This window comes from Pseudomonas sp. CGJS7 (assembly GCF_036961695.1).
The window spans coordinates 1-21,054 of the sequence record NZ_JBAMDI010000019.1 but is presented as its reverse complement, the minus strand read 5'-3'; the positions used below and the strand labels follow the sequence as shown (position 1 = coordinate 21,054).

Genomic DNA, 21,054 nt, shown 5'->3' with positions numbered 1-21,054 from the left:
CTTAGCGGTTGAAGCGCTCCACCAGGGCGCGCAATCCGGCGCACACGTGTTCCAGTTCGGTACCGCGCGAGGCGGCGGCGTTGGCGCTATGGGCGCTGTGCTGGGCAATACCGGCTACGCCGTTGATCTGCCGCGAAACGTCTTCTGCCACCGCCGACTGCTGCTGCGAGGCGGTGGCCATCTGCTGGCTCATGTCGCTGATGCGCTGTACCGCGTCACGAATGCCATGCAGCGCCTGCCGGGCTTCCTGCACCTGGGCAACGCCCTGCTCGGCACCGTCGATGCCTCGGCTGGCGATCGCCACGGCTTCCGCGGCGCCACTGCGCAGGGCATCAATGATGGCCTGGATGTGCAGGGTGGACTGGCGGGTCTTGTCGGCCAGTGCCCGCACCTCGTCGGCGACCACGGCAAAGCCCCGGCCCTGCTCGCCCGCACGGGCAGCCTCGATGGCGGCGTTAAGGGCCAGCAGGTTGGTTTGCTCGGCAATGCCGCGGATCATCCCCGCGGCCTCGGCGATGGCGCCGGTCTGACCCGCCAGGTGGCTGACCGCCTGGTTGATCTGCGTCACGGTGCTGGCCAGGTTACGAATGGCCGCACCGCTGGCATCGGCCACCTGGCTACCTTGCTCGGCCAGCAGGTGCGCCGTGTGTGCCTCGGCGGCGGTCAACTGCACGTGGTTGGCCACTTCGCCAATGGAGGCGGCCATCTGGTTCATTGCAGTGGCGCTCAGGTCGGTTTCGGCACGCTGCTCCAGCAATGCCGCCTCGGTGCTGCGCGACAACTGCCCGGCATCGCGAGCGGCCACGGCCATTTGCCCGGCCAGATCGCTTAGCCGGGTCAAGGCGGTTTTCAGGCGTGCCTCTTCGCTGATCAGCATCAGTTGCAACTGCCCGGCAGCACCCGACAGGTCGCTGTAGGTCAAGGCCGCAATCGGGTCGGCGAAGGCACCTTCGGCACCCTGCACAATCTGCTGCAGCTGCCGCCCGAGGGCATTGCGCGCCCACAGGCCGCAGGCCACGAACAGCCCCAGGGTCAGCCCCTGCCCCACCAGGCCAGGCCACAGCTGGTTGGCCCCCACCGCCAGCAGCCCACCGGCCAGTGGCAAGGCCAAGGCCTGCGCCAGCAAGCTCAGCCGGCGCGGCGCCGACAATGCCGCCTGGCCGTTGCGCAGCCGCGCATACAGGGCTTCGGCACGGGCTACTTGCTCGCGCGTAGGGCATACGCGCACCGACTCGTAACCCACTACCCGCCCACCTTCGAGGATGGGCGTGACGTAGGCATTGACCCAGTAGTAGTCGCCGTTACGGCAGCGGTTCTTGACGATACCCATCCAGCTCTTGCCGGCTTTCAGGTAGCGCCACATCAACTCGTACACCGCCGGCGGCATATCCGGGTGGCGCACCAGGTTGTGCGGGCTGCCGATCAGTTCGGCCTCGCTGTAGCCACTGATGGCGGCAAACTCTGGGTTGCAGTAGGTGATCAGGCTGGCGGTATCGGTAGCAGAAATAAGCCGCTGATGGGGGGGAAAACGTTGCTCGACCGGGGTTACCGGCAAGTTGAGGCGCACGATGAGACTCCATTCAATGACAAGCCGGCACCCAGTTCATCGACGGCCTTCGGAACCGATTCATGAGGATCCGTTCCAATGGGCAAAAGCGCTTCCTGCCGTTGCGGCACGAGGCCGAACGGTACAAGGAAGGTGACGATGACTGACCGGTCAAGCCATGAATTCTACGAAATTCATCACATAAATAAAACAAAGGTGATCGATCATGGCGTTGCGCCACATTGATAGATATCGTTAAGTTCTTGATTCTAAATGGGAATTAAGCGATGACGAGATCAGCTTTGGGTATCGCCCTGCGCCGCTACCGCAAGCTGGCGGGCCTGACCCAGGCACAACTGGCCGAACGGACCGGCTTCGACCCCAAGACCATCAGCCGTTTCGAAACCAGCACCTACACCCCCAGCATCGATGCAATCATGGCGTTTGCCCAGGTGCTGGGCGTCAAGCCCAAGGACTTCTTCGCTGAACCGGACGACGAAGAGGAGCAGCGCGCCTACCTGTTCGGTGTCATCCACAACGCCCCGCCCAAAGATCTTGGCAAGCTGATTGCAGCGGTGGACCAGGCACTGGCCAAGCCCTGAGCTATTTCACGCGCCCCCTTTCACGGCACGCACCGAACTAGAGCATGGCAGGCCGGATTGCCCCACAACTGGTCAGACCGGTAAGGCCAAAAATCCTTGCAATCAGGGATTTTTCGCGCTTTTATGGCCTCGCGCTGAACAAACCGGTAAGACCACAATAATTAAGTCCTGCGCTCTTTCGCCCCGTGCGGCTACCGAAGCAAGGACACCGATCAGAGACTCCTCCCATGCTCAAATGGTGCTCGCGTTCGATTTTCCTGCAAGTCGTACTCGGCCTTGCCCTCGGCATCGCCTGCGGTCTGAGCTTCCCCGACCTCTCCCTGCAACTCAAACCCCTCGGCGACGGCTTCATCAAGCTGATCAAGATGCTCATCGGCCTGATCGTGTTCTGCGTGGTGGTCAGCGGCATTTCGGGTGCGGGCGACCTGAAAAAGGTCGGGCGCATCGGCCTGAAGTCGGTGATCTACTTCGAAGTGCTGACTACCCTGGCGCTGGTGATCGGCCTGGTGTTCGCCTTCACCAGTGGCATTGGCAGCGGTGCCAACATTCACCTGGATCAACTGTCCGCCGCCGATGCCAACGGCTTGGCCGAGCGCGGCCAGCACATCCATGGCGCCACGGCATTCTTCATGGACCTGATCCCCACCTCGGTGATCGGTGCCTTCGCCGACAACAACATTCTTCAGGTGCTGCTGTTCTCGGTGCTGTTCGGCAGCGCGCTGAACCTGGTGGGTGACTCGGCCGCCGGCATTTCGCGACTGATCAACGAACTGAGCCATGTGATCTTCCGCATCATGGGCATGATCGTGCGCCTGGCGCCGATCGGCGTGTTCGGTGCCATCGCCTTCACCACCAGCAAGTACGGCCTGGCGTCGCTGCAGCACCTGGGCGGGCTGGTGGCGCTGTTCTACCTCACCTGTGCCGGGTTCGTGCTGATCGTGCTGGGCACCGTCATGCGCCTGTCGGGCCTGAAACTGCTGCCGTTGATCAAGTACCTGCGCGAAGAGCTGACCATCGTCCTGGGCACCGCCTCTTCCGACGCCGTACTGCCACAGATCATGCGCAAGCTTGAGCACCTGGGCATCGGCAGTTCCACGGTCGGCCTGGTGATCCCTACCGGCTACTCGTTCAACCTCGATGGTTTTTCCATCTACCTCACCCTGGCAATCGTGTTCATCGCCAACGCCACCGGCACGCCACTGGAAATGACCGACCTGCTGACCATCCTGCTGGTGTCGCTGGTGACTTCCAAGGGGGCTCACGGCATCCCAGGCTCGGCACTGGTGATTCTTGCCGCCACCCTGACTGCGGTACCGGCGATTCCCGTGGTAGGCCTGGTACTGGTGCTGGCGGTGGACTGGTTCATGGGTATCGGCCGGGCGTTGACCAACCTGATCGGCAACTGCGTGGCCACCGTGGCCATTGCCCGTTGGGAGAAGGACATTGACCTGGAACGTGCGCAGAACGTGCTCGACGGCAAGCCTGGCTTTGCCCCCACGCCACGCAAGCAACCCAACGCCCATCAACAGGAATTCTGAGCGAATGTGGCCGGCATGACGCCGGCCCTTCCAGGAGCGAACCGTGATCAGCTCATCAACCGTCGTCAACTCAGTGGTGGAAAAACTCCGCCAGGCCCTGGCCCGCGGCCAATGGCGCACCGGCGACATGCTGCCAGGCCAGCGCGAACTGGCCGAACAACTGGGCATCAGCCGCCCCAGCCTGCGCGAAGCGGTAACCGTGCTGGAAACACTGGGCCTGGTGCGCTCGTTACCCGGCAAGGGCGTGTTGGTGCTCGATGCCGATGCCCAGCCGTCGGGCGTGGAAACCAGTGCTGCGGCGAGCCTGGCCGACGTGCTGGAACTGCGCTACACACTCGAACCGTTCATCGTCGGCCTGGTGGCGCAGTCGGCCAACAGCCAGGACATCGGCCAGTTGCGCCTGACCCTGATGGACATGCGCGAAGCGTTGGAGGCCGATGACAGCGAGGCCGGGGTCAAAGCCTACATTGCCTTCCATGAGGCGCTGTTCGCCCTGACCACCAACCCGATTTTCCAGAGCGTGGTGCAGCAGACCGGCAATGCCCTGAAGCAAAGCGCCGACATGCTGCGCAACTCGCCCGAGCACCTGGCCGCGCGGCTGAAGGAAAACGAAGCGGTGGTGCGCGCCATTCGCGAACGCAGCAGCGCCCAGGCCAGTGCCCAGATGCGTCAGCACATCGTGGCCGAAGGGCTGCGCATGGGCATCGCGCTGAATATCCCGGACGAACATCCGCATCCATGACCTCAGGAGAGTGCCCATGAACGCCGTCCCCCACTTGCCTACCCTGCTCGCGGCCGGCGAAACCCGCCTGTCGGCCGAGCAGATTTATCCGCGGCTGTTCGACGCCATTCTCGAACAGCGCCTGCCGCCGGGCAGTCTGTTGCCCGAACAGGCGCTGGGCCATGCCTTTGGTGTCAGCCGCACGGTGATCCGCCGTGTGCTCGGGCGCCTGTCCGACCAGCAGGTGGTGGTACAGCGCCCCAGCCACACCGCGCATCTGGCTGCGCCTGACCCGGTCCAGGCACGTCAGGTGCTCAGTGCCCGGCGTCTGGCCGAAACCACGCTGATCACCCTGGCTGCGCAACGCGCCCGGCCGGCGCAGGTACGCCAGTTACGGCAACTGGTAGAGCGCGAGCGCCAGCACCATGAGCGTGGCGAACGCTGCGCGGCGATCCGCCTAGGCGGCGAGTTCCATCTGAAACTGGCGCAGGTGGCGGCCAATGCACCACTGGCGCGATTTCTCAATGGGCTGGTGCCGATGACCTCGCTGATCATCGCTCGCTACGAATCGCCGTGCTGCGATCACTGCGCGTGGGAAGAGCATGCGGCAATCATCGATGCCGTGGAGCAAGGTGATGCCGAAGCGGCGCTGGGGTTGATGCACAGGCACCTTGACCGTCTGGAAGAAAAGCTCGACCTGGAATAACCCGACCAAACGGACGCGATCGCTCCCCCAGGCCGCGCTCACACAACCATTTGCATCTGTGCTGAGCGGGCGATGGGCTGCACAGCAGCCCCAATAACCCCACCCTATACTTCGAGAACCCCCCCAGCCTCTACCAGGGAGGCGGTCGCGTGAGTTCTCGAGTCCTCCTGTTGCTCTGCCTTCTGCTGGCCCTCGGCGGTTGTGCCAGCAAGCGCCCCCCTGCCCCGCCGCCGCCCGCAATACTCACCCCCGCGGCCTGGCAACGCATCGACCAGGAACTGATCGATGCCTCGGTCGGTGCCGCCGGCTCGGCCAACGACTATGCCCGGCGCTCCATGCGGGTGTGGAAGGAGCAAGTGCAGCAACGCACCGAAAGCGACTTCATCCCCTGGTTCACGGGTTACTGGACCCAGCAGTGGCTGACCCTCAAGGTGGCCTGGTACAAGCTCGACAGTGGTGAGGGTCGGGAACCGGCAGAAAAACGCCTGGCCCTGTACCTGCAGGAGCAGTATCACGCGCGGGTGATTGAGCCGGTAGCCGAGCAGATCAACCCAGAGGGCATCCGCGACCGCGCCTGCGAACTGTACCTGCAACTGCTCGGCCAGCAACTGCCGGCGATCATCAGCCGGTACAACGCGCCGCCCGAGCAGTTCAGCCAGCGCCTCAACCGTATCCCCGCCATCGCCCTGGGGCCACCGGATGCGCGCAATGCCAGCCTGTATCAGCTGCTGCGGGCCAAGTCACTGGACCAACAACCGGCCTGGCAAGCCATGCGCCAGCACTTGCATCAGCAGGCCAGCAAAGGCCCTGGCAGGACCGATGTCGGGCTCAACTCGGTGGCCACCCAGGCCAGCGAAAAGCTTGGCGCCACCCTGGCCCCACGCGGTATCGCCAGTGCCGTGGCATCGGCAGTGGGCAAGGTGGCAGGGGCGATGATTTCGATTGCTGCAGCCGGTTACGGGATGATGACCCATGACCGTGATCACCCGCAGATGGTCGAACAGCTGCGGGTGATCCTGAACGTGGCGTTGAACCAGGAATGGCAGGAGTTGATGGAGAACCGCCAGAGCGGGGCCATGGCGGGGGTCTATTACCTGTCGGGGCAGGTTGAGGACAGCTTGCTGGCCAGTGCGCCGCGGCCGGTGGAGCAGCAGGTCGAGCAGCAGCAGGCGCCTTTGATCATTCGCCTGCCACCTTAGTGGCGGCCTGTGCCGGCGTTTTCGCAGCGCAAGGCTGTATCAAGCTGTGGCAAGGGCAGAGCTTGGCAAGCCAAACACACGATCAAACGCCCAGTTGTAGGCAAAGGTGTAGCACGGCACCAGGATGATGAACGCCATATCCACCAGCAGCGCCTCCAGCAATGTCATGTCCAGCCACCAGGCAATCAGCGGAATCAAGTAAACCACTAGGGTCAACTGGAAGCCGATGGCATGCACCATCCGCCGCGCCACGCTGCGCCCACGCTTGGCCTGGCGGCTCTCCCAGTACTCGAACAGGGTGTTGTAGATCAGGTTCCAGAGCATGGCGATGGTGGTGATCATCACCGCCAGCGGCCCGGTATGCGACGCCTGCGTATCTGACAGGTAGGCCAGCCCGAGGGTCGACATGCACAGCCCGATCAGTTCATAGAAAGTCACGTAGACCAACTTGCGTTTCAATCCCTGCACCCGGGGTTACCTCCAAAGACAAAAAGCGATGAGGGCGATCATGATTCAACGCACTTGACAGAAAAAGTCAGCAGCTGTCAGATCAACTGACAGGAGGCTGCCATGAACTTTTCCAGCGACAACATCCAGCTGTTTCTGGCCGTGCTCGACCACGGTTCGTTTTCTGCCGCCGCGCGCGCCCTCAAGCGGGTGCCTTCAGCCGTGAGCATGGCCATTGGCAACCTTGAAGCAGAACTTGGCTACAGCCTGTTCGAACGTGGCCCGCGTGAAGTTCGCCCAACCGCACAGGCCTTGGCCCTGGAGCCACACGCCAGGCTGATTGCCGAACAACTGGGGCTGCTGCAGGTTCATGCCCTGGAGCTGTCCCAAGGGCTGGAGAGCAGCCTGACCCTGGCGGTGGTACCCGACATCGATCACCGCCCGCTGCTGGCGGCCATCGCCAACCTAGGTAAGCGCCACCCCTTGCTGGACATTGCCCTGCTCAGCGCTCCACAGGAAGAAGCCCTGCACTTGCTGGACAGCGGCCGTGCCGACCTCTGCGTAGCCTTTGCCGGCCTGCAGGTCGATGCCCGCCGCGGCTTCCAGCACATCGGCATGGAGTCGCTGGTAGCCACCCTGTCGCCGGCCCACCCGGCCCTGCGTGAGGGGCGTATCCACGACCTCGAGGACCTGACCCAGGTGCGTCAGATTCTGGTGCGCAGCCGCGACCTGCCTCTGGCGGACCCTCGCCCACTGATCGGCGCCACACACTGGTCCACCGACAGTTTCGATCTGGCTTTGCAAATGGTGGAAGCTGGCTTGGGCTGGGGCGATCTGCCGTTGTCGCGGGTCGCCCCGCTGCTGGCCAGCGGGCGTCTGGTGCGCCTGGCATTCCGCAATACACGCAACGAATTGCAACTGCCCGTGCATATACTGTGGCGCAAACAACAGCCGCTGCAGCAGGCTGCACGCCTGCTGATCGAGCAGTTGGCTGACCCGTGACTGCCGTCCGTCGAAACGTCTGTAAGAATTTTCCCTAAGCACTTCAATCTTTTACCCCTCAAGCCGATATCTCGGTCGATAGGCCCCGCATCGCGTCATGAGCGCGCTGCGCCCTCCCCTCATTGGCTCAAGGTCTCGAAACATGAACCTGAAATTTCGCCACAAGATCCTGCTCAGCGCCTGCGGCGTCGTGGTTTTGGCATTTGCCCTGTTCACGCTCTACAACGACTACCTGCAACGCAATACCATCCGCCAGAATATCGAAGCCTCGGTGCAGCAGTCCGGTGCACTGACCGCCAGCAGTGTGCAGAACTGGATGAGCGGGCGCATTCTGGTGCTGGAGAACCTGGCCCAGGACATCGGCCAGCAAGGCGCCGGCGACACCCTGGCAGGGCTGATCGAGCAGCCGTCCTACACGCGTAATTTCCTGTTCACCTACCTGGGCCAGGCCAACGGCGAATTCACCCAGCGCCCGGATGCCCAGATGCCCGCCGGTTACGACCCGCGCCAGCGCCCTTGGTATGGCGCCGCCGCCAACGCCGGGCAGACCGTGCTGACCGCCCCGTACCAGGGGGCAGTCGGTGGCCTGATGGTGACCATCGCCACGCCGGTGAAGAGCAAGCGCAATGGCGAACTGATCGGTGTGGTCGGCGGTGACGTTACCCTCGACACCCTCGTCGAGATCATCAACTCGGTCGACTTCGGCGGCATCGGTCACGCCTTCCTGGCCGACGCCAATGGCCAGGTGATCGTCAGCCCCAATAAAGACCAGGTGATGAAGAACCTCAAGGACATCTACCCAGGCAGCAACCTGCGGGTTGCCGCCGGCATGCAGGATGTCACCCTCGACGGCCAGGATCGCATCATCTCGTTCGCCCCGGTGGCCGGCCTGCCTTCGGCGCAGTGGTACATCGGGCTGTCGATCGACAGGGACAAGGCCTATGCCGCGCTCAGCCAGTTCCGCACCTCGGCGATCATTGCCATGCTGATTGCCGTGGCAGCCATCGCCGGCCTGCTCGGCCTGCTGATTCCGGTGCTGATGAGCCCGCTGACCACCATGGGCCGCGCCATGCGCGACATCGCCGAGGGTGAAGGTGACCTTACCCGCCGCCTGGCCGTGCAGAACAAGGACGAGTTCGGCGAACTGGCTACCTCGTTCAACCGCTTTGTCGAACGTATCCATGCCTCGATCAGCGAAGTGTCCTCGGCCACCCGCCTGGTGCATGACCTTTCGGAGAAAGTGGTCAGCGCGTCCAATGCGTCGATCATCGGGTCTGAAGAACAGAGCATGCGCACCAACAGCGTCGCTGCGGCCATCAACGAACTGGGCGCCGCCACCCAGGAAATCGCCCGCAACGCCGCGGATGCTTCACAACATGCCAGCGGTGCCAGCGAACAGGCGCACGGTGGCCGTGAAGTGGTTGAAGAAGCCATCAGCGCCATGACTGCCCTGTCGCAACGGATCAGCGAGTCGTGCGCGCAGATCGAAACGCTCAACGCCAGCACCGACGAAATCGGCAAGATCCTCGACGTGATCAAGGGCATTTCTCAGCAGACCAACCTGCTGGCACTGAACGCCGCCATCGAAGCGGCCCGTGCCGGTGAAGCCGGCCGTGGCTTTGCCGTGGTGGCCGACGAGGTGCGCAACCTGGCGCACCGTACCCAGGAGTCGGCGGAAGAAATCCACCGCATGATCACCAGCCTGCAGGTGGGCTCGCGCGAAGCGGTGCACACCATGAACACCAGCCAGGTTTCCAGCGAGCAGACCGTGCAGGTGGCCAACCAGGCCGGCGAACGCCTGGCCAGCGTGACCCAGCGCATTGGCGAAATCGATGGCATGAACCAGTCGGTGGCGACAGCGACCGAAGAACAGACCGCCGTGGTCGAGAGCCTCAACCTGGACATCACCCAGATCAACGCCCTGAACCAGCAGGGGGTGGAGAACCTCAACGAGACCCTGCGTCATTGCGACCAGCTGGCCCAGCAGGCTGGGCGTTTGAAGCAGTTGGTGGGCAGCTTCCGGATTTAAACGCCGGGTACAGGCGGCAACAGCCTATGCCTGTTGTCGCCTGTACCAAGCCCTTATGCAGCCACCGCCTTCGCAGCCCTGCCCCGCCGTACCCAGGCCAGCAATACCGCCGTCATCAGCACAAAGCCCAGGTAACCGAAGAACGGGTACACCTCACCCACCAGGCTGATGAACCCCACCAGGCTACAGCCGAGCGCCACCACCCCGGTCACCACCGAGCCCCAGCGGAACTTCGTCGTGCCCGCCGGCAACAGCCGCGAGAGGAAGGAAAACAGCGTGCCCACCGCGGTGTTGACGATCATGCCGAAGATGATCAGGCACATCACCAGCCCCAGCAGTGGTGACACTTCGTTGGCAATCGACAGCATCGGCATCGGCTGGTCGGCCACACTGTCCAGGCGCGACAGCAGCCCGGCACTCATCACCAGCATCAGGCCACCTAGCGCCGCACCACCGAGCAGGCCTCCCCACACCGCGGCTTTCTCACCCTTGGCCGAACCGCCCAGAATGGCCAGGATCGGCGCACCCGCGACGATGTTATACGACACATACAAGAACGCACCCAGCAGCCAATGGCGGGTGCCGGCCTGTTGCTGGCTGGCCACCTGATCGAGCGCAGCAAAGCTCTGCTCGCGGGTGATCACGGCATACAGCGCTATCGCCGAAGCCACCAGGATCAGCAAGGGTGTGATGGCGCCAATTGCAAGCATCATCTTGCGCACGTCCAGGCACACGATACCGACCACCACCAGCGTCACCAGCACGCTGCCGGTCAGGGCCGGGATGCCGAACTGCTGCTCCAGCAAGGCACCACCGCCGGCCAGCATGACCACGGTGACGGCGAACATGAAAAAGGTGATCAACCAGTCGACGAACATGCCCAGGTGACGGCCGCAGATGGCCAAAATCACATCCTTGTGCGAGGTGGCCTGCTGACGATTGCCCAGCCCCGCCAGCGCCATGCCGAGGAAGGTGAACAAGGCGGCGCTGACCAACGCGCCAGCCAAGCCCCACACGCCGAAATCGACAAAGAACAACAACAGTTCCCGCCCTGAAGCGAACCCCGCCCCCACGATCACGCCGACAAATGCGCCGGCGATCTTCAGCTGCTCTTGCATGTGAACCTCTGGATTTATTGTTGTTTTGTCATCGCCGTCGCATACCGGTCGTAGGGGCGGCCTTGCAGCCCATCGCGACACAAGGTCGCCTCTACACGGGCTCTTTGCCCGGTCAGGCGTCGCCGACGAACGCCTGCACTTCGATCTCCACATCCACGCCCAGGGCCAACGCCGAAGCCACGGTGGAACGCACCGGTAGCGCCGCGCCGAAGAACGCCTTGTACACCTCGTTGAAGCCGGCGAAATGGCGCATGTCCGACAGCCAGACCGTGACCTTCACCACCTGGTCGAAACGCGCGCCACAGGCCGCCAGGCTTTCGGCAATACGCTCGCAGGCAGCACGGGTCTGGGTCTGGATATCACCGCGCACCACTTCGCCGCCGGCGCTCATCGGCACCTGCCCGGAGAGGAACAGAAAGCCACCGGCCTTTACCGCGCGGGAAAACGGGAACGGCAAGCTGCTGGGGAAACGCTGAATGTCATTGCTCATGGGATGCTCCTTTCAGGGTTGCTGGAAACGGGCCGGGGACAGGCGCTCGTGCGCCACGCCCTGGCTGACAAGGCTGGCACACAACGGCTGGCCCAGTAGCACGTCGGCGGCCAGGCGCGAGGCGCCCGCTGCCGACTGGATGCCATAGCCCCCCTGGGCCGCCAGCCAGAAAAACGCGGGGGCATGCGCATCGAAACCGATCACCAGGTCGCCGTCGGCAACGAACGAACGCAACCCGGCCCAGGTGTGGCTCGGGCGGCGGATCGCCAGGGTGGTCATGGCTTCAATGTTGTAAATACCCAAGGCCACGTCGAACTCCTCGGGCGCGGCATCCTGGGGCTCAACCGGGTCGGCATTGGCTGGCGACCCCAACAGTTGGCCGGCATCAGGCTTGAAGTAGAAGCTTTCATCGACACCAATCACCGCAGGCCAGCGAGTAAAGTCCTGCTCTGCCGGACCAGGGAAGGTGAAGGCGCTACGACGGCACGGTTGCAAACCGATGCGCGCCACCCCGCACTGCTCGGCCACACGGTCCGCCCAGGCACCTGCAGCATTGACCAGACATCGGGCCTGCAGGCGGCTGCCATCAGCCAACTCCACCTGCCACACGTCGTCCAGGTACCAGGCCTGGATCAGCTCGGCGTTGCAGCGCAGTTCACCGCCGGCAGTGCGATAACCACGCAAGAAGCCTTGGTGCAAGGCATGTACGTCAAGGTCCATCGCACCTGGCTCAAGCACCGCGCCGGCCAGGGTTTCGCCACGCAGGCTGGGTATCAGTGCCAAGGCCGCGTCCCGGTCCAGCAGGGTGACTTCTGTGCCATTGGCCAGGTTCTGCGCGTAAGTCTGCTCAAGCAGTTCCCGCTGCTCCAGGCTGGCGACATACAGACAGCCTCGCGGCTCCAGCAGCGGGTGCTCGCAGAAGCCCTGCGGTGGCGCTTCGTAGAAGGCCCGGCTGGCGCGGGTCAGTGCCTGGATCTGTGGGGTGCCGTAAGCCTCCATGAACATGGCCGCCGAACGCCCGGTGGAATGGTAGCCAGGCTGCGATTCACGCTCGACCAGCAGCACACGCTGCTGGCCGGCCAGGCGGTAGCCCAGCGAGGCGCCGGCGATGCCAGCACCGATGATCAGGGTGTCGTAGGTCGGGGTCATGCACGCTCCTGCCAGGCAATTATCATTTATGAGAATTCTAATATATGAGAATTTAGAAATGCGCAAGGGTCCAAGGTAAGATGCCCGACCACCGCCGCATGCCGAGATCCCTGAATGCCCGCAGCTCTACCCCAGCTTGACCGTGCCGTCGTCGGCCAGCGCCTGCGCCAGGTGCGCAAGGCGCGCCAGATGACCCTCAAGCAACTGTCCGAAGCCAGTGGCGTGCCGCTGTCCACGTTGTCGAAGATGGAACTGGCGCAGGTGTCGGTCAGCTATGAAAAACTGGCCGCTGCTGCGCGGGCGCTGAATGTCGATATTGCCCAGCTGTTCCGCGCCAGCGGCACGGTCAGCGCCCCGGTGCCGGTGACCGTGGTGGTCGACTCACTGCCCGCAGCGGCGGGTTATTCGACCGGCACCTACGACTATTATCCGATTGCCGGGGATTTCCCCGCACGACGCATGACACCTGCCTATGCCCGCATCATTGCCCGGGAACGCGGCCAGTTCGACGATTTTATCCGCCACCCCGGGCAAGAGTTCGCGCTGGTGCTGAGCGGGCGCGTGCGCATCGAGTTCGAGACCGGAGAAGCGGTCAGCATCGGGCCGCAGGAGACTGCGTATTTCGACAGCCAGGTGGGGCACATCTACCTGTCGGAAAGCGATGACGGTGGTGATGCCCATGTCATGGTAGTGATGACCGATCGTTGATCCGCTGCGCCTGCCAAGGCAAGCCTGGTTATAACCTAATAACGAACAAGTCTATTTGGCTATAAAAAAATCTATATGCTGACTGGCATCCGATAACGGGCAAAGTTGGGCAGTCGAGTAGCGTATGGATGTAGGTTCTTTCGGTTTCACCATTGCTGGCCTGGTCGTGGGCTTCATCGTCGGTATGACCGGCGTCGGTGGCGGCTCGCTGATGACCCCGATCCTTTTGTGGTTTGGCATCCACCCGGCGACCGCTGTCGGCACCGACCTGCTGTATGCAGCGATCACCAAGGCCAGTGGCGTCTGGGTGCATGCGCGCAACAAGAACATCGACTGGAAGATCACCGGCCTGCTCAGCCTGGGCAGCGTGCCCGCAGCGGCGCTGACCCTGTGGTTCCTCAGCACCCTGCACGCCGATACCTCGGCGCTCAACGCCATCATCAAGCAAGGCCTGGCGGTGGTGCTGATCCTGACCGCGCTGGCCATCCTGTTCAAATCGCGCCTGCAGGCCTTCGCCAGCCGCCATGCCGGTGATCACTATCACCTCAGCGACCGCAGCCTGAACATCCTCACAGTGCTGACCGGCGTGGTGCTTGGAATAATGGTCACCCTCACCTCCATCGGTGCTGGCGCCCTGGGTACGGTGGCGCTGTTCCTGCTGTACCCGTTTCTGGTCACCCGTCGCCTGGTCGGTACTGAAATTGCCCACGCCGTGCCACTGACCTTGGTAGCAGGCCTGGGCCACGCGGGCATGGGCAACATGGATTGGTCGCTGTTGGGCTACCTGCTGCTGGGCTCGCTGCCAGGCATCTACCTGGGTAGCCACCTCACCGGGCGGATCTCCGACCGCGTGCTGCGCCCTTGCCTGGCAACGATGCTGCTGCTGATCGGTTACAAGCTGGCGTTCTGAGCCTTAGCACAGGCGCAACCGCCACTGCCCGGTAAAACTCAGTTGCAGACGTGACAGCGGCAGCACGTCGATTCGCTGCCCGGCACTCATCGGACACCCAAGCACCTGTACCAGCATGGCGCGCATGACCATCGGGTGGGTCACCGCCAGCCAGTCACCCGGCCTGTCGAAGGCCGCCAGCCAGGCGGCCAGGCGCTGGCATAGCGCAGCGAACGACTCGCCACCATGCACGGCACTGGCCGGATCCTGCAGCCATTCAGCCAAGGCCTGCGGTTGCTCGGCTTGTAGCTGCTTCAACGACACACCTTGCCAGCGCCCAAGGTCGCAATCGGCCAAACCTGGCTCGATCTGTACTGCCCCCGTTAACCACGCTGCCGTCTCGCAAGCCCGCCGCTCTGGCGCACTCAGCAGTTGCACGCCTGAACGGTCGGCGTCTGACTGACGGGCTAGCGGCAGGATGCCGTCATCCGTATGGTGCAGGCGCCCGTTCTTCTGGGCTTGGGTCAGGGCATGGCAGATCAGGGTCAGGCGGATGGCTTTCACCAGGCATTTCTCGCAGCGGGCTGGGGTGCATGGTTTAGCACGCTGCGAGACGTTTGGCTGCAACAATGTCGTCGGCCATTCGCGAGCCGATTGAACCGCGATTGGGCCGCAGGGCGGCCCTTGGGATCAGAAGTTGATATTCAGCGCAGCAAATACCGCCCTGCCCGGCTGGTTATACGTGTTTGCCCCCGAGCTGCTGGCGTTGCCGCCGCGCAGGATCTGCTTGTCGAAGACGTTGTTCACGCCTACCCGCACGTCGTAGTTGGCATTGAACTTGTACCCGGCACTCACGTCCACCAGGCCATAGGCCTCGACGTCCTGCTGGGCGGTCTTGTCGTAGTCCTGCTGGGTGCGGTAGTCGTAGGTCGGCGATTTCTGCTTGCCGAAGTATGTACCCGCCAGCTGGAATGACAGTTGCTCGGTGGCGCGCCAGTCGAGGCTGGTGTTGACGGTGTATTCCGGGATCACCGACAGCGGCTCGCCCGTTTCGCGATTATCGTTGTCGAGCATCCAGGTCAGGTTGGTGTTCCAGTCCAGGGTCGGGGCCAACTCGATGAAGAAGTTGCCTTCGACACCTTCCACCCGCGCCTTGCCAGCGTTGTCCCACTGCGTCACGCGGCTGCCGGCACCAATGGTGTAAAGCACATCGGTATCACCGATGATCTTGTTCTTGTAGTCGTTGCGGAAGTAGGTGGCACTGGTGCGCCAGGTACCACGGTCGTACAGCAGGCCGATTTCCTTGTTGACGCTGATCTCGGGCTTGAGGTCGGCGTTGCCCTGCAGGTAGCAGCCACCATTGTTGGTCTGTTGCACGCTGCAGCCATTACCGCGGCTGTACAGCAGGTAGTTGGGGTTGGACTGGTACAGGTTCGGAACCTTGTAGGCACGGGCGATGCCGCCTTTTACCGACAGCGCTTCGGTGAGCTTGTGCGACAGGTTCAGGCTGGGGCTGAAGTTGTCACCGAAGGTTTCGTGGTGGTCGAAACGCAGGCCCGGCGTAAGGGTGGTGTCGCCAACGATGATGTTGTCTTCGACAAACAGCGCATAGCTGCGTGCGGTCATCTTCGAGCTGCTGCGATCGAAGCCGACAAGGCCGTCATTGTTGGTGGGGTCGGAGCTTTGCGGGCGCAACGAACCTTGGTCGTTGAGGGTTTCGTACAGGTACTCGCCGCCCAAGGTAAGCACATGGTCTGTGCTGCCCATGGCGAACGGCAGGTTCACCTCACTGCTCAGGCGTGTGTTGCGCAAACGTGACATAGCCCCACCTTCGTTGCTTGGGGCACCTTCGGTGCGGCCAGCCAAGCCCTCGTTAAGCCGCCAGTTGCGTACGTATTCATAGGCCAGCGTGGTCTTGCTGGTACCCCAGGTGAAATCACCGAGGTGGGTCAGGTCATAAGTACTGCGCTGCATCACGTTGGTTTCGTGGCCGTAGAGGCTGGAGACGAAGTCAACGTCTCCGCCGCCGTTGCTGTTCATGGTGTCGCCGGCAAAAATGTTGCCCTGACGGCTGTAGCCGGCACTGGCTTCCAAGCGGTGCTCGTCGTTCAGTTTCCAGCTCAGCAGGCCGTTGATGTCCTTGTTGCGAACGCCTTCCCGCCCCGCTACCAGGGCGCTGGTGGCATGCCCGGCGTTGATGTCCAGATCGTCGGCGTCAGTCTTTGCCAGGCCGCCGTACAGGCGGAAACCCAGGTTATCGGTCAGGCCGCCACCGAGGTTGAAGTTGGCTCGGCGGCTGGCGCCCTCTGCGCTGTCTTCCGGCAGCTGCGTGTACAGGCTGACGCTGCCTTTCAACTCGTCGGAAGGACGCTTGGTGATGATGTTGACCACCCCGCCCATGGCGCCGGAGCCATAGCGTGCGGCGGCCGGGCCACGCAAGATCTCGATGCGCTCGACCGCTTCGGCCGGCACCCAGTTGGTTTCACCCCGAGTATCACGGTCACCGTTCCAGCCATAGCGCACGGCGTTGCGCGCGCTGGATGGCTTGCCGTCGATGAGGATCAAGGTGTTTTCCGGGCCCATGCCGCGCAGGTCGATCTGCCGGTTGTTTCCGCGTGCCCCACTGGCACTGTTGCCTGTCAGGTTAACCCCGGGCTCGCGGCGGATGATGTCGGACAGGTCATTGGCCGGCGGGTGGCGCTTGATGTCTTCGGCCGTGATGATCGACGTGCCCAGGGCCTGTCGCGCCTCGCGCTCGGCGGTGATCAGGGTGTCCTGGATCACCAGAGCGTTGTCGGCGACGGGCACTTCCAGGACCTCACCCGCACGCCGCTCCTCGGACTCTGCTGCGGTCGCCAGCATGGACGGCGACGCCAGCGCAACGAACGCCAGGGCCAGGCTGTTGGGTGAAGTTCTGCACTGCATGGGTACATCTCCTGCGATTCATGAGCGAAAAGGCACATCCCTGTCGGAAACCGGGAGCCCTCGCCCACCGGCCCCGCACTCAGTTTGGCGGCCAACAGGGGTGGTAAATATAGAGAATCGCAAATGCGAGTAAATCTTATTTACGAAGTTTACATGTTTGTTACTGAACTTTGCTGAACCGTGATCTTTGCCACAGCGAAGCTTGTGAGCCACGCCGGACTGCCCCCCTAAATTTGATAAGCCTTCGCGGTCGCCTGTAGGAGCGGGTTTACCCGCGAAACGGGCGAAGACACTCTCTGACGGAATAACCACCCCTGCATTTATGGAAAGTTTCGTCATCTCCACAGGCTGTTGCTGCTATCCACCTATCCAGTTTGCATCCTGTGTGCAGGCATCTACAGTTTCGACGTACAACGCTGCGGAGAGACCAGATGCGTGGCGATGACAACAGCTGCGCGAACACTGCCAAAAGCCCGCCGAAGATGCCCCGCAGTATCTGGGCGCTGGGCTTCGTGTCGATGTTGATGGACATTTCCTCGGAGATGATCCACGCCCTACTGCCCCTGTACATGGTCAGTGTGCTCGGCGCTTCGGTGATAGCGGTGGGGCTTATCGAAGGAATCGCCGAGTCGACCGCATCGTTCACCAAGGTGTTCTCTGGTGCCCTCAGCGACCGACTGGGTAAACGCAAGCTGCTGACAGTCCTCGGCTACGGCCTCAGTGCGCTGATGAAGCCGGTATTTCCCATGGCTCCCGGACTTGAGTGGCTGACTGCGGCACGCTTCGTCGACCGCGTCGGCAAGGGTATTCGGGGGGCCCCACGCGATGCGCTGGTGGCCGATGTTACGCCGGTCGAGCTGCGCGGCGCGGCGTTCGGCCTGCGTCAGGCGCTCGATACCGTAGGCGCTATCCTCGGGCCATTGCTGGCGATCGTATTGATGTGGTTGACAGCGAGCCATTTCCAGACCGTGTTCTGGGTAGCTGTTATCCCGGCGTTCGTGGCGGTGTATATCCTGATTGCCTTCGTTCACGAACCTGCGGCCCCAGCGATGGGGCGTCCGGTGCGCTCACCGTTGGCACTGCACGAGCTGCGGCGCCTCGGGCCGGTCTATTGGCGCCTGATCGGTCTGGCCACGTTGTTCACCCTCGCCCGTTTCAGCGAGGCGTTCTTGCTGCTGCGGGCTCAGAACATAGGCCTGACACCGCTATGGGCGCCGGCGGTACTGGTATTGATGGCGATGGCCTACTCACTGTCGGCCTACCCTGCCGGCGTGTTGTCGGACCGAGTGGGGCGCCGTGGCGTGCTGATGGCCGGGCTAGGCCTGCTGATCACTGCCGACTTGCTGCTGGCCCTTTTGCCAGGATGGGTCGGGCTTGCCTTCGGGGTAACGGCCTGGGGCCTGCACCTGGGCTTCAGCCAGGGCATCTTCTCTGCCATGATCGCCGACAGCGCCCCCGCCAACTTGCGCGGTACCGCCTTCGGCCTGTTCAACCTGCTGACCGGTGCGGCGCTGCTGATAGCCAGCGTGGTTGCCGGATTGCTGTGGGAGCGTGCAGGGTTCCAGGCAACCTTCCTGGTTGGTGCGGGCTTTGCCGTCACCACCCTTGCAGGACTGACGCTGCTGCGCTGAACCTGGCTAGCCTGGCGGTTCACGGCTGCGGCGTACGCAGGTTGAACAGTTCCATCCTGTAACCCGGACGCCCCGCCGCAGAGGCCGAACGTCTGGACAGGGAGCGCCGCCTGCCGGTGAAAGCGTTCGAGTAAGGATGTCGCCAATGCACGCAGTGAAGGGGCCAAGCTAATCGCGATGCCGGATGGCGATCTCACCCACAAGCCGAACTAAGCCAGCGCAGCCTCCTGCTCCAGCAACGACCAACCGCCATGCCCATCCACCTCAAGCCGGTGGGTATGGAACGCCGCCAGCGTGCTACGGTGGCCGACACTGACCAGCAATGCACTCGGCATCTCCGAACGCAACAACGCATACAGGGCATGCTCGAGCCCTTCATCCATCGCCGAGGTGGACTCGTCGAGGAACACCACCTGTGGCCTGTTGAACAGCACCCGGGCGAACGCCAGGCGCTGCTGCTCGCCCACCGAGAGGATGTGTGACCAGTCACAGCTGACGTCCAGACGCTCGGCGAGATGGGCCAGGTTGACCTGGCGCAATGCCTGCTGCATGAGCAGTTCATCCTTGGGGTTGCTGGCTGCCGGGTAGGCAATGACGGTACGCAAGTCACCCAGCGGCAGGTACGGCCGTTGCGACAAGAACAGTGCCTGATGGCCCGTTGGCCGCCTGACCTTGCCTTCGGCATACGGCCAAAGGCCCGCCAGGGCACGCAGCAGCGTGGTTTTACCACTGCCCGATGGCCCTTTGATCAACAACGCCTGACCGGCGTGCAAGCTCAGGTCCAGGTCGGCGATAAGGGCATGTCCGTCCGGGCGTAGCACCTGCAACCCCGCGATCTGCAGCGCATGCGCCTGGTCTTCGGTGGTGACGCGCGGCAACGCACTTGCCTGCTGGTTGGCATCGAGAAAGCCGGTGAGACGATCAAGGGTCGCGCGGTACTGCGCGAACGCATCGTACGACTCACGGAAGAACGACAGAGAATCCTGCACCTGCCCAAAGGCCTGGGAAGTTTGCATGACGTCGCCCAGCTTGATCGCCCCACTGAAGAAGCGCGGCGCCTGAAGAATGAACGGAAACACAACAGCAACCTGACTGACACCCAAGTTGAAGCCACTGAACTTCAGGTTCCGGTACACCAATGCCCAGACATTCACGATCAAGGCAGCAAAACGGCCGAGCAACGTGCCCCGCTCGACTTGCGCACCTTGGTAGAAGGCAATGTTCTCGGCGTTCTCACGCAGGCGCATCAACGCGTAACGGAAGTTGGCGGTAAGTTTCTCGTTGAGGAAGTTAAGCCGGATCAGTGGGCGCCCGAGGCGGAAGGCGACCCAGGTGGCGATGATGACATACAGGTAAACGGCAAATACCATCGCCCGAGGGATCTCCACGCCGGCCACCGTCAACGGTGCTGACAGCCCCCAGAGGATGCCGGTGAACGCCACCAGTGAAACCAGCGCACTGACTGCGCCCAAGGCAAGGCTGACTGAGTTGGTGACGAAAGCGTTAACGTCCAGTTCGATACGCTGGTCAGGGTTGTCCACTGGCTCGGCAAGGAACTGGCCACGGTAATAGGCATCGCCCTGCATCCAGTCGTGGGTCAGGCGCTCGGTCAGCCAGACCCGCCACTTGATACTGAATGCCTGGCTGACATAGAAGGTGAACAGCGAGCGCAGCACATGGATGGTGGCCAGCACCGCGAAGACGCCGAGCAGGTACCAGAACGCCGTCTGGTCGAGGCCCTGCAAGGCGCTGTAGAAGCCGTTGTACCAAAACGAAAACAGCACGTTCAGGCGAACCGAAAACAGCGTCAGGACCAGCAGCAGGGCAAACACCAGCAACGGCCGCCAACTGCGCCTGAAACTGAAATAGGGCCCCGCAAGCTGCCAGAACTGGCTGCCCCAGCGTGTAAAACGCACGGCCAGAGTTGCGGCTGCAGTGAAGCTGACAAGGGTGATGAACGAGGCGATTGCCAGCCAGCTTAGGCTCTCTTGCAGGGCCTGATGCCAGTTCATTTCCATGGTAAGTATCCGTGGTGAGTATTTCCGCGAGCGTAGCATTACGCTGTCATTCGTCAGGTATAAATGACGCACATTTCATGATTTGTAGGAGCGGGTTTACCCGCGAATGGGCCGGGCCTGCGGGCCAATTTCCACCTGCCGTTCACCGTTGCCGCCGCCACCGTATTCGCGGGTAAACCCGCTCCTACACAGATTGGTGGTAGACACACATCGGTGGTTGGACACAGGCCGCCGTAGGAGCGGGTTTACCCGCGAACACCGGCGAAGCCGGTGCCATCTCCGCTCTCGAGCATGTCCAGTTTTTTGCCCACAAAGACAAAACCCCTACCTGCATGT

Annotated in this window: 18 protein-coding genes and 2 pseudogenes; 11 read left to right on the top strand and 9 right to left on the bottom strand. The window is 62.8% G+C overall.

Annotated elements, in window-relative coordinates:
- Position 1 precedes the first annotated feature (1 nt).
- Together V7787_RS14025 and V7787_RS53090 are read right to left on the bottom strand one after the other, a co-directional pair.
- Positions 2-1,078 (bottom strand): methyl-accepting chemotaxis protein, encoded by a 1,077-nt coding sequence (locus V7787_RS14025; RefSeq protein ID WP_409322595.1) that lies wholly within the window; start codon positions 1,076-1,078, stop codon positions 2-4.
- A gap of 159 nt (positions 1,079-1,237) precedes the next feature.
- Positions 1,238-1,567 (bottom strand): annotated as a pseudogene (locus tag V7787_RS53090) (PAS domain-containing protein); the annotation flags it as partial.
- 266 nt (positions 1,568-1,833) lie between these two features.
- On the opposite strand from V7787_RS53090, the gene V7787_RS14020 reads away from it, so the two are divergent.
- The 5 genes from V7787_RS14020 to V7787_RS14000 all read left to right on the top strand — a co-directional run bounded on the left by V7787_RS14020 (position 1,834) and on the right by V7787_RS14000 (position 6,312).
- The gene (locus V7787_RS14020) at positions 1,834-2,148 is read left to right on the top strand and encodes a helix-turn-helix domain-containing protein (RefSeq protein WP_003250216.1); all 315 of its coding nucleotides are present in this window, start codon (positions 1,834-1,836) and stop codon (positions 2,146-2,148) included.
- 227 nt (positions 2,149-2,375) lie between these two features.
- Entirely contained in the window at positions 2,376-3,686 is a 1,311-nt protein-coding gene (locus tag V7787_RS14015; protein WP_012053078.1) for a C4-dicarboxylate transporter DctA, read from the top strand.
- A 43-nt stretch (positions 3,687-3,729) separates the two neighbouring features.
- Positions 3,730-4,428 carry a FadR/GntR family transcriptional regulator gene (locus tag V7787_RS14010; RefSeq protein WP_010953230.1) on the top strand — a complete coding sequence of 233 codons (699 nt, stop codon included), beginning with the start codon at positions 3,730-3,732 and terminating at the stop codon, positions 4,426-4,428.
- Positions 4,429-4,444: 16 nt separating this feature from the next.
- Entirely contained in the window at positions 4,445-5,113 is a 669-nt protein-coding gene (locus V7787_RS14005) for a GntR family transcriptional regulator (protein WP_198747905.1), read from the top strand.
- Positions 5,114-5,262: 149 nt separating this feature from the next.
- The gene (locus V7787_RS14000; protein ID WP_198747906.1) at positions 5,263-6,312 is read left to right on the top strand and encodes a hypothetical protein; all 1,050 of its coding nucleotides are present in this window, start codon (positions 5,263-5,265) and stop codon (positions 6,310-6,312) included.
- A gap of 39 nt (positions 6,313-6,351) precedes the next feature.
- On the opposite strand, the gene V7787_RS13995 is transcribed toward V7787_RS14000, so the two are convergent.
- Complete coding sequence (locus V7787_RS13995) at positions 6,352-6,780, bottom strand: PACE efflux transporter (protein ID WP_198747907.1); 429 nt, start codon at positions 6,778-6,780, stop codon at positions 6,352-6,354.
- Positions 6,781-6,882: 102 nt separating this feature from the next.
- On the opposite strand from V7787_RS13995, the gene V7787_RS13990 reads away from it, so the two are divergent.
- The 3 genes and pseudogenes from V7787_RS13990 to V7787_RS53080 all read left to right on the top strand — a co-directional run bounded on the left by V7787_RS13990 (position 6,883) and on the right by V7787_RS53080 (position 9,790).
- Entirely contained in the window at positions 6,883-7,761 is an 879-nt protein-coding gene (locus V7787_RS13990; RefSeq protein ID WP_104887330.1) for a LysR family transcriptional regulator, read from the top strand.
- A 97-nt stretch (positions 7,762-7,858) separates the two neighbouring features.
- A pseudogene (mcpA, locus tag V7787_RS53085) lies at positions 7,859-8,935 on the top strand (methyl-accepting chemotaxis protein McpA); the annotation flags it as partial.
- Positions 8,936-9,049: 114 nt separating this feature from the next.
- Complete coding sequence (locus V7787_RS53080) at positions 9,050-9,790, top strand: methyl-accepting chemotaxis protein (protein WP_370290711.1); 741 nt, start codon at positions 9,050-9,052, stop codon at positions 9,788-9,790.
- A gap of 53 nt (positions 9,791-9,843) precedes the next feature.
- On the opposite strand, the gene V7787_RS13980 is transcribed toward V7787_RS53080, so the two are convergent.
- From V7787_RS13980 to V7787_RS13970, 3 genes are all read right to left on the bottom strand, one after another.
- Complete coding sequence (locus tag V7787_RS13980; RefSeq protein ID WP_010953224.1) at positions 9,844-10,908, bottom strand: YkvI family membrane protein; 1,065 nt, start codon at positions 10,906-10,908, stop codon at positions 9,844-9,846.
- Between the two features lie 112 nt (positions 10,909-11,020).
- Positions 11,021-11,398, bottom strand: coding sequence for a RidA family protein (locus V7787_RS13975; RefSeq protein ID WP_010953223.1), 378 nt, complete (start codon positions 11,396-11,398; stop codon positions 11,021-11,023).
- Between the two features lie 12 nt (positions 11,399-11,410).
- The gene (locus tag V7787_RS13970; protein ID WP_336088545.1) at positions 11,411-12,547 is read right to left on the bottom strand and encodes an NAD(P)/FAD-dependent oxidoreductase; all 1,137 of its coding nucleotides are present in this window, start codon (positions 12,545-12,547) and stop codon (positions 11,411-11,413) included.
- A gap of 114 nt (positions 12,548-12,661) precedes the next feature.
- Between V7787_RS13970 and V7787_RS13965 the strand changes: the two genes are divergently transcribed.
- Together V7787_RS13965 and V7787_RS13960 are read left to right on the top strand one after the other, a co-directional pair.
- The gene (locus V7787_RS13965) at positions 12,662-13,255 is read left to right on the top strand and encodes a helix-turn-helix domain-containing protein (RefSeq protein WP_010953221.1); all 594 of its coding nucleotides are present in this window, start codon (positions 12,662-12,664) and stop codon (positions 13,253-13,255) included.
- 124 nt (positions 13,256-13,379) lie between these two features.
- Positions 13,380-14,165: a sulfite exporter TauE/SafE family protein gene (locus V7787_RS13960; RefSeq protein ID WP_019438690.1), complete on the top strand. Its 786-nt coding sequence runs from the start codon at positions 13,380-13,382 to the stop codon at positions 14,163-14,165.
- Positions 14,166-14,168: 3 nt separating this feature from the next.
- On the opposite strand, the gene V7787_RS13955 is transcribed toward V7787_RS13960, so the two are convergent.
- Together V7787_RS13955 and V7787_RS13950 are read right to left on the bottom strand one after the other, a co-directional pair.
- Positions 14,169-14,708, bottom strand: coding sequence for a histidine phosphatase family protein (locus tag V7787_RS13955; protein ID WP_104887328.1), 540 nt, complete (start codon positions 14,706-14,708; stop codon positions 14,169-14,171).
- A gap of 126 nt (positions 14,709-14,834) precedes the next feature.
- Complete coding sequence (locus tag V7787_RS13950) at positions 14,835-17,069, bottom strand: TonB-dependent siderophore receptor (protein WP_064491545.1); 2,235 nt, start codon at positions 17,067-17,069, stop codon at positions 14,835-14,837.
- Between the two features lie 431 nt (positions 17,070-17,500).
- On the opposite strand from V7787_RS13950, the gene V7787_RS13945 reads away from it, so the two are divergent.
- Entirely contained in the window at positions 17,501-18,700 is a 1,200-nt protein-coding gene (locus V7787_RS13945) for an MFS transporter (RefSeq protein ID WP_104887327.1), read from the top strand.
- Between the two features lie 209 nt (positions 18,701-18,909).
- Here V7787_RS13945 and V7787_RS13940 read toward each other — a convergent pair whose 3' ends face one another.
- A complete protein-coding gene (locus tag V7787_RS13940; RefSeq protein WP_336088544.1) occupies positions 18,910-20,718 on the bottom strand; it encodes an ABC transporter ATP-binding protein/permease in 1,809 nt (602 codons plus the stop codon).
- Positions 20,719-21,054: the final 336 nt, after the last annotated feature.

Coding starts and splice junctions, on each gene's coding strand:
- V7787_RS13950 (WP_064491545.1), bottom strand. CDS start 17,069: ATGCAGTGCAGAACTTCACCCAACAGCCTGGCCCTGGCGTTCGTTGCG.
- V7787_RS14020 (WP_003250216.1), top strand. CDS start 1,834: ATGACGAGATCAGCTTTGGGTATCGCCCTGCGCCGCTACCGCAAGCTG.
- V7787_RS13980 (WP_010953224.1), bottom strand. CDS start 10,908: ATGCAAGAGCAGCTGAAGATCGCCGGCGCATTTGTCGGCGTGATCGTG.
- V7787_RS13970 (WP_336088545.1), bottom strand. CDS start 12,547: ATGACCCCGACCTACGACACCCTGATCATCGGTGCTGGCATCGCCGGC.
- V7787_RS13975 (WP_010953223.1), bottom strand. CDS start 11,398: ATGAGCAATGACATTCAGCGTTTCCCCAGCAGCTTGCCGTTCCCGTTT.
- V7787_RS14005 (WP_198747905.1), top strand. CDS start 4,445: ATGAACGCCGTCCCCCACTTGCCTACCCTGCTCGCGGCCGGCGAAACC.
- V7787_RS53080 (WP_370290711.1), top strand. CDS start 9,050: ATGCGCACCAACAGCGTCGCTGCGGCCATCAACGAACTGGGCGCCGCC.
- V7787_RS13960 (WP_019438690.1), top strand. CDS start 13,380: ATGGATGTAGGTTCTTTCGGTTTCACCATTGCTGGCCTGGTCGTGGGC.
- V7787_RS13965 (WP_010953221.1), top strand. CDS start 12,662: ATGCCCGCAGCTCTACCCCAGCTTGACCGTGCCGTCGTCGGCCAGCGC.
- V7787_RS13990 (WP_104887330.1), top strand. CDS start 6,883: ATGAACTTTTCCAGCGACAACATCCAGCTGTTTCTGGCCGTGCTCGAC.
- V7787_RS14015 (WP_012053078.1), top strand. CDS start 2,376: ATGCTCAAATGGTGCTCGCGTTCGATTTTCCTGCAAGTCGTACTCGGC.
- V7787_RS13945 (WP_104887327.1), top strand. CDS start 17,501: ATGCGTGGCGATGACAACAGCTGCGCGAACACTGCCAAAAGCCCGCCG.
- V7787_RS13940 (WP_336088544.1), bottom strand. CDS start 20,718: ATGGAAATGAACTGGCATCAGGCCCTGCAAGAGAGCCTAAGCTGGCTG.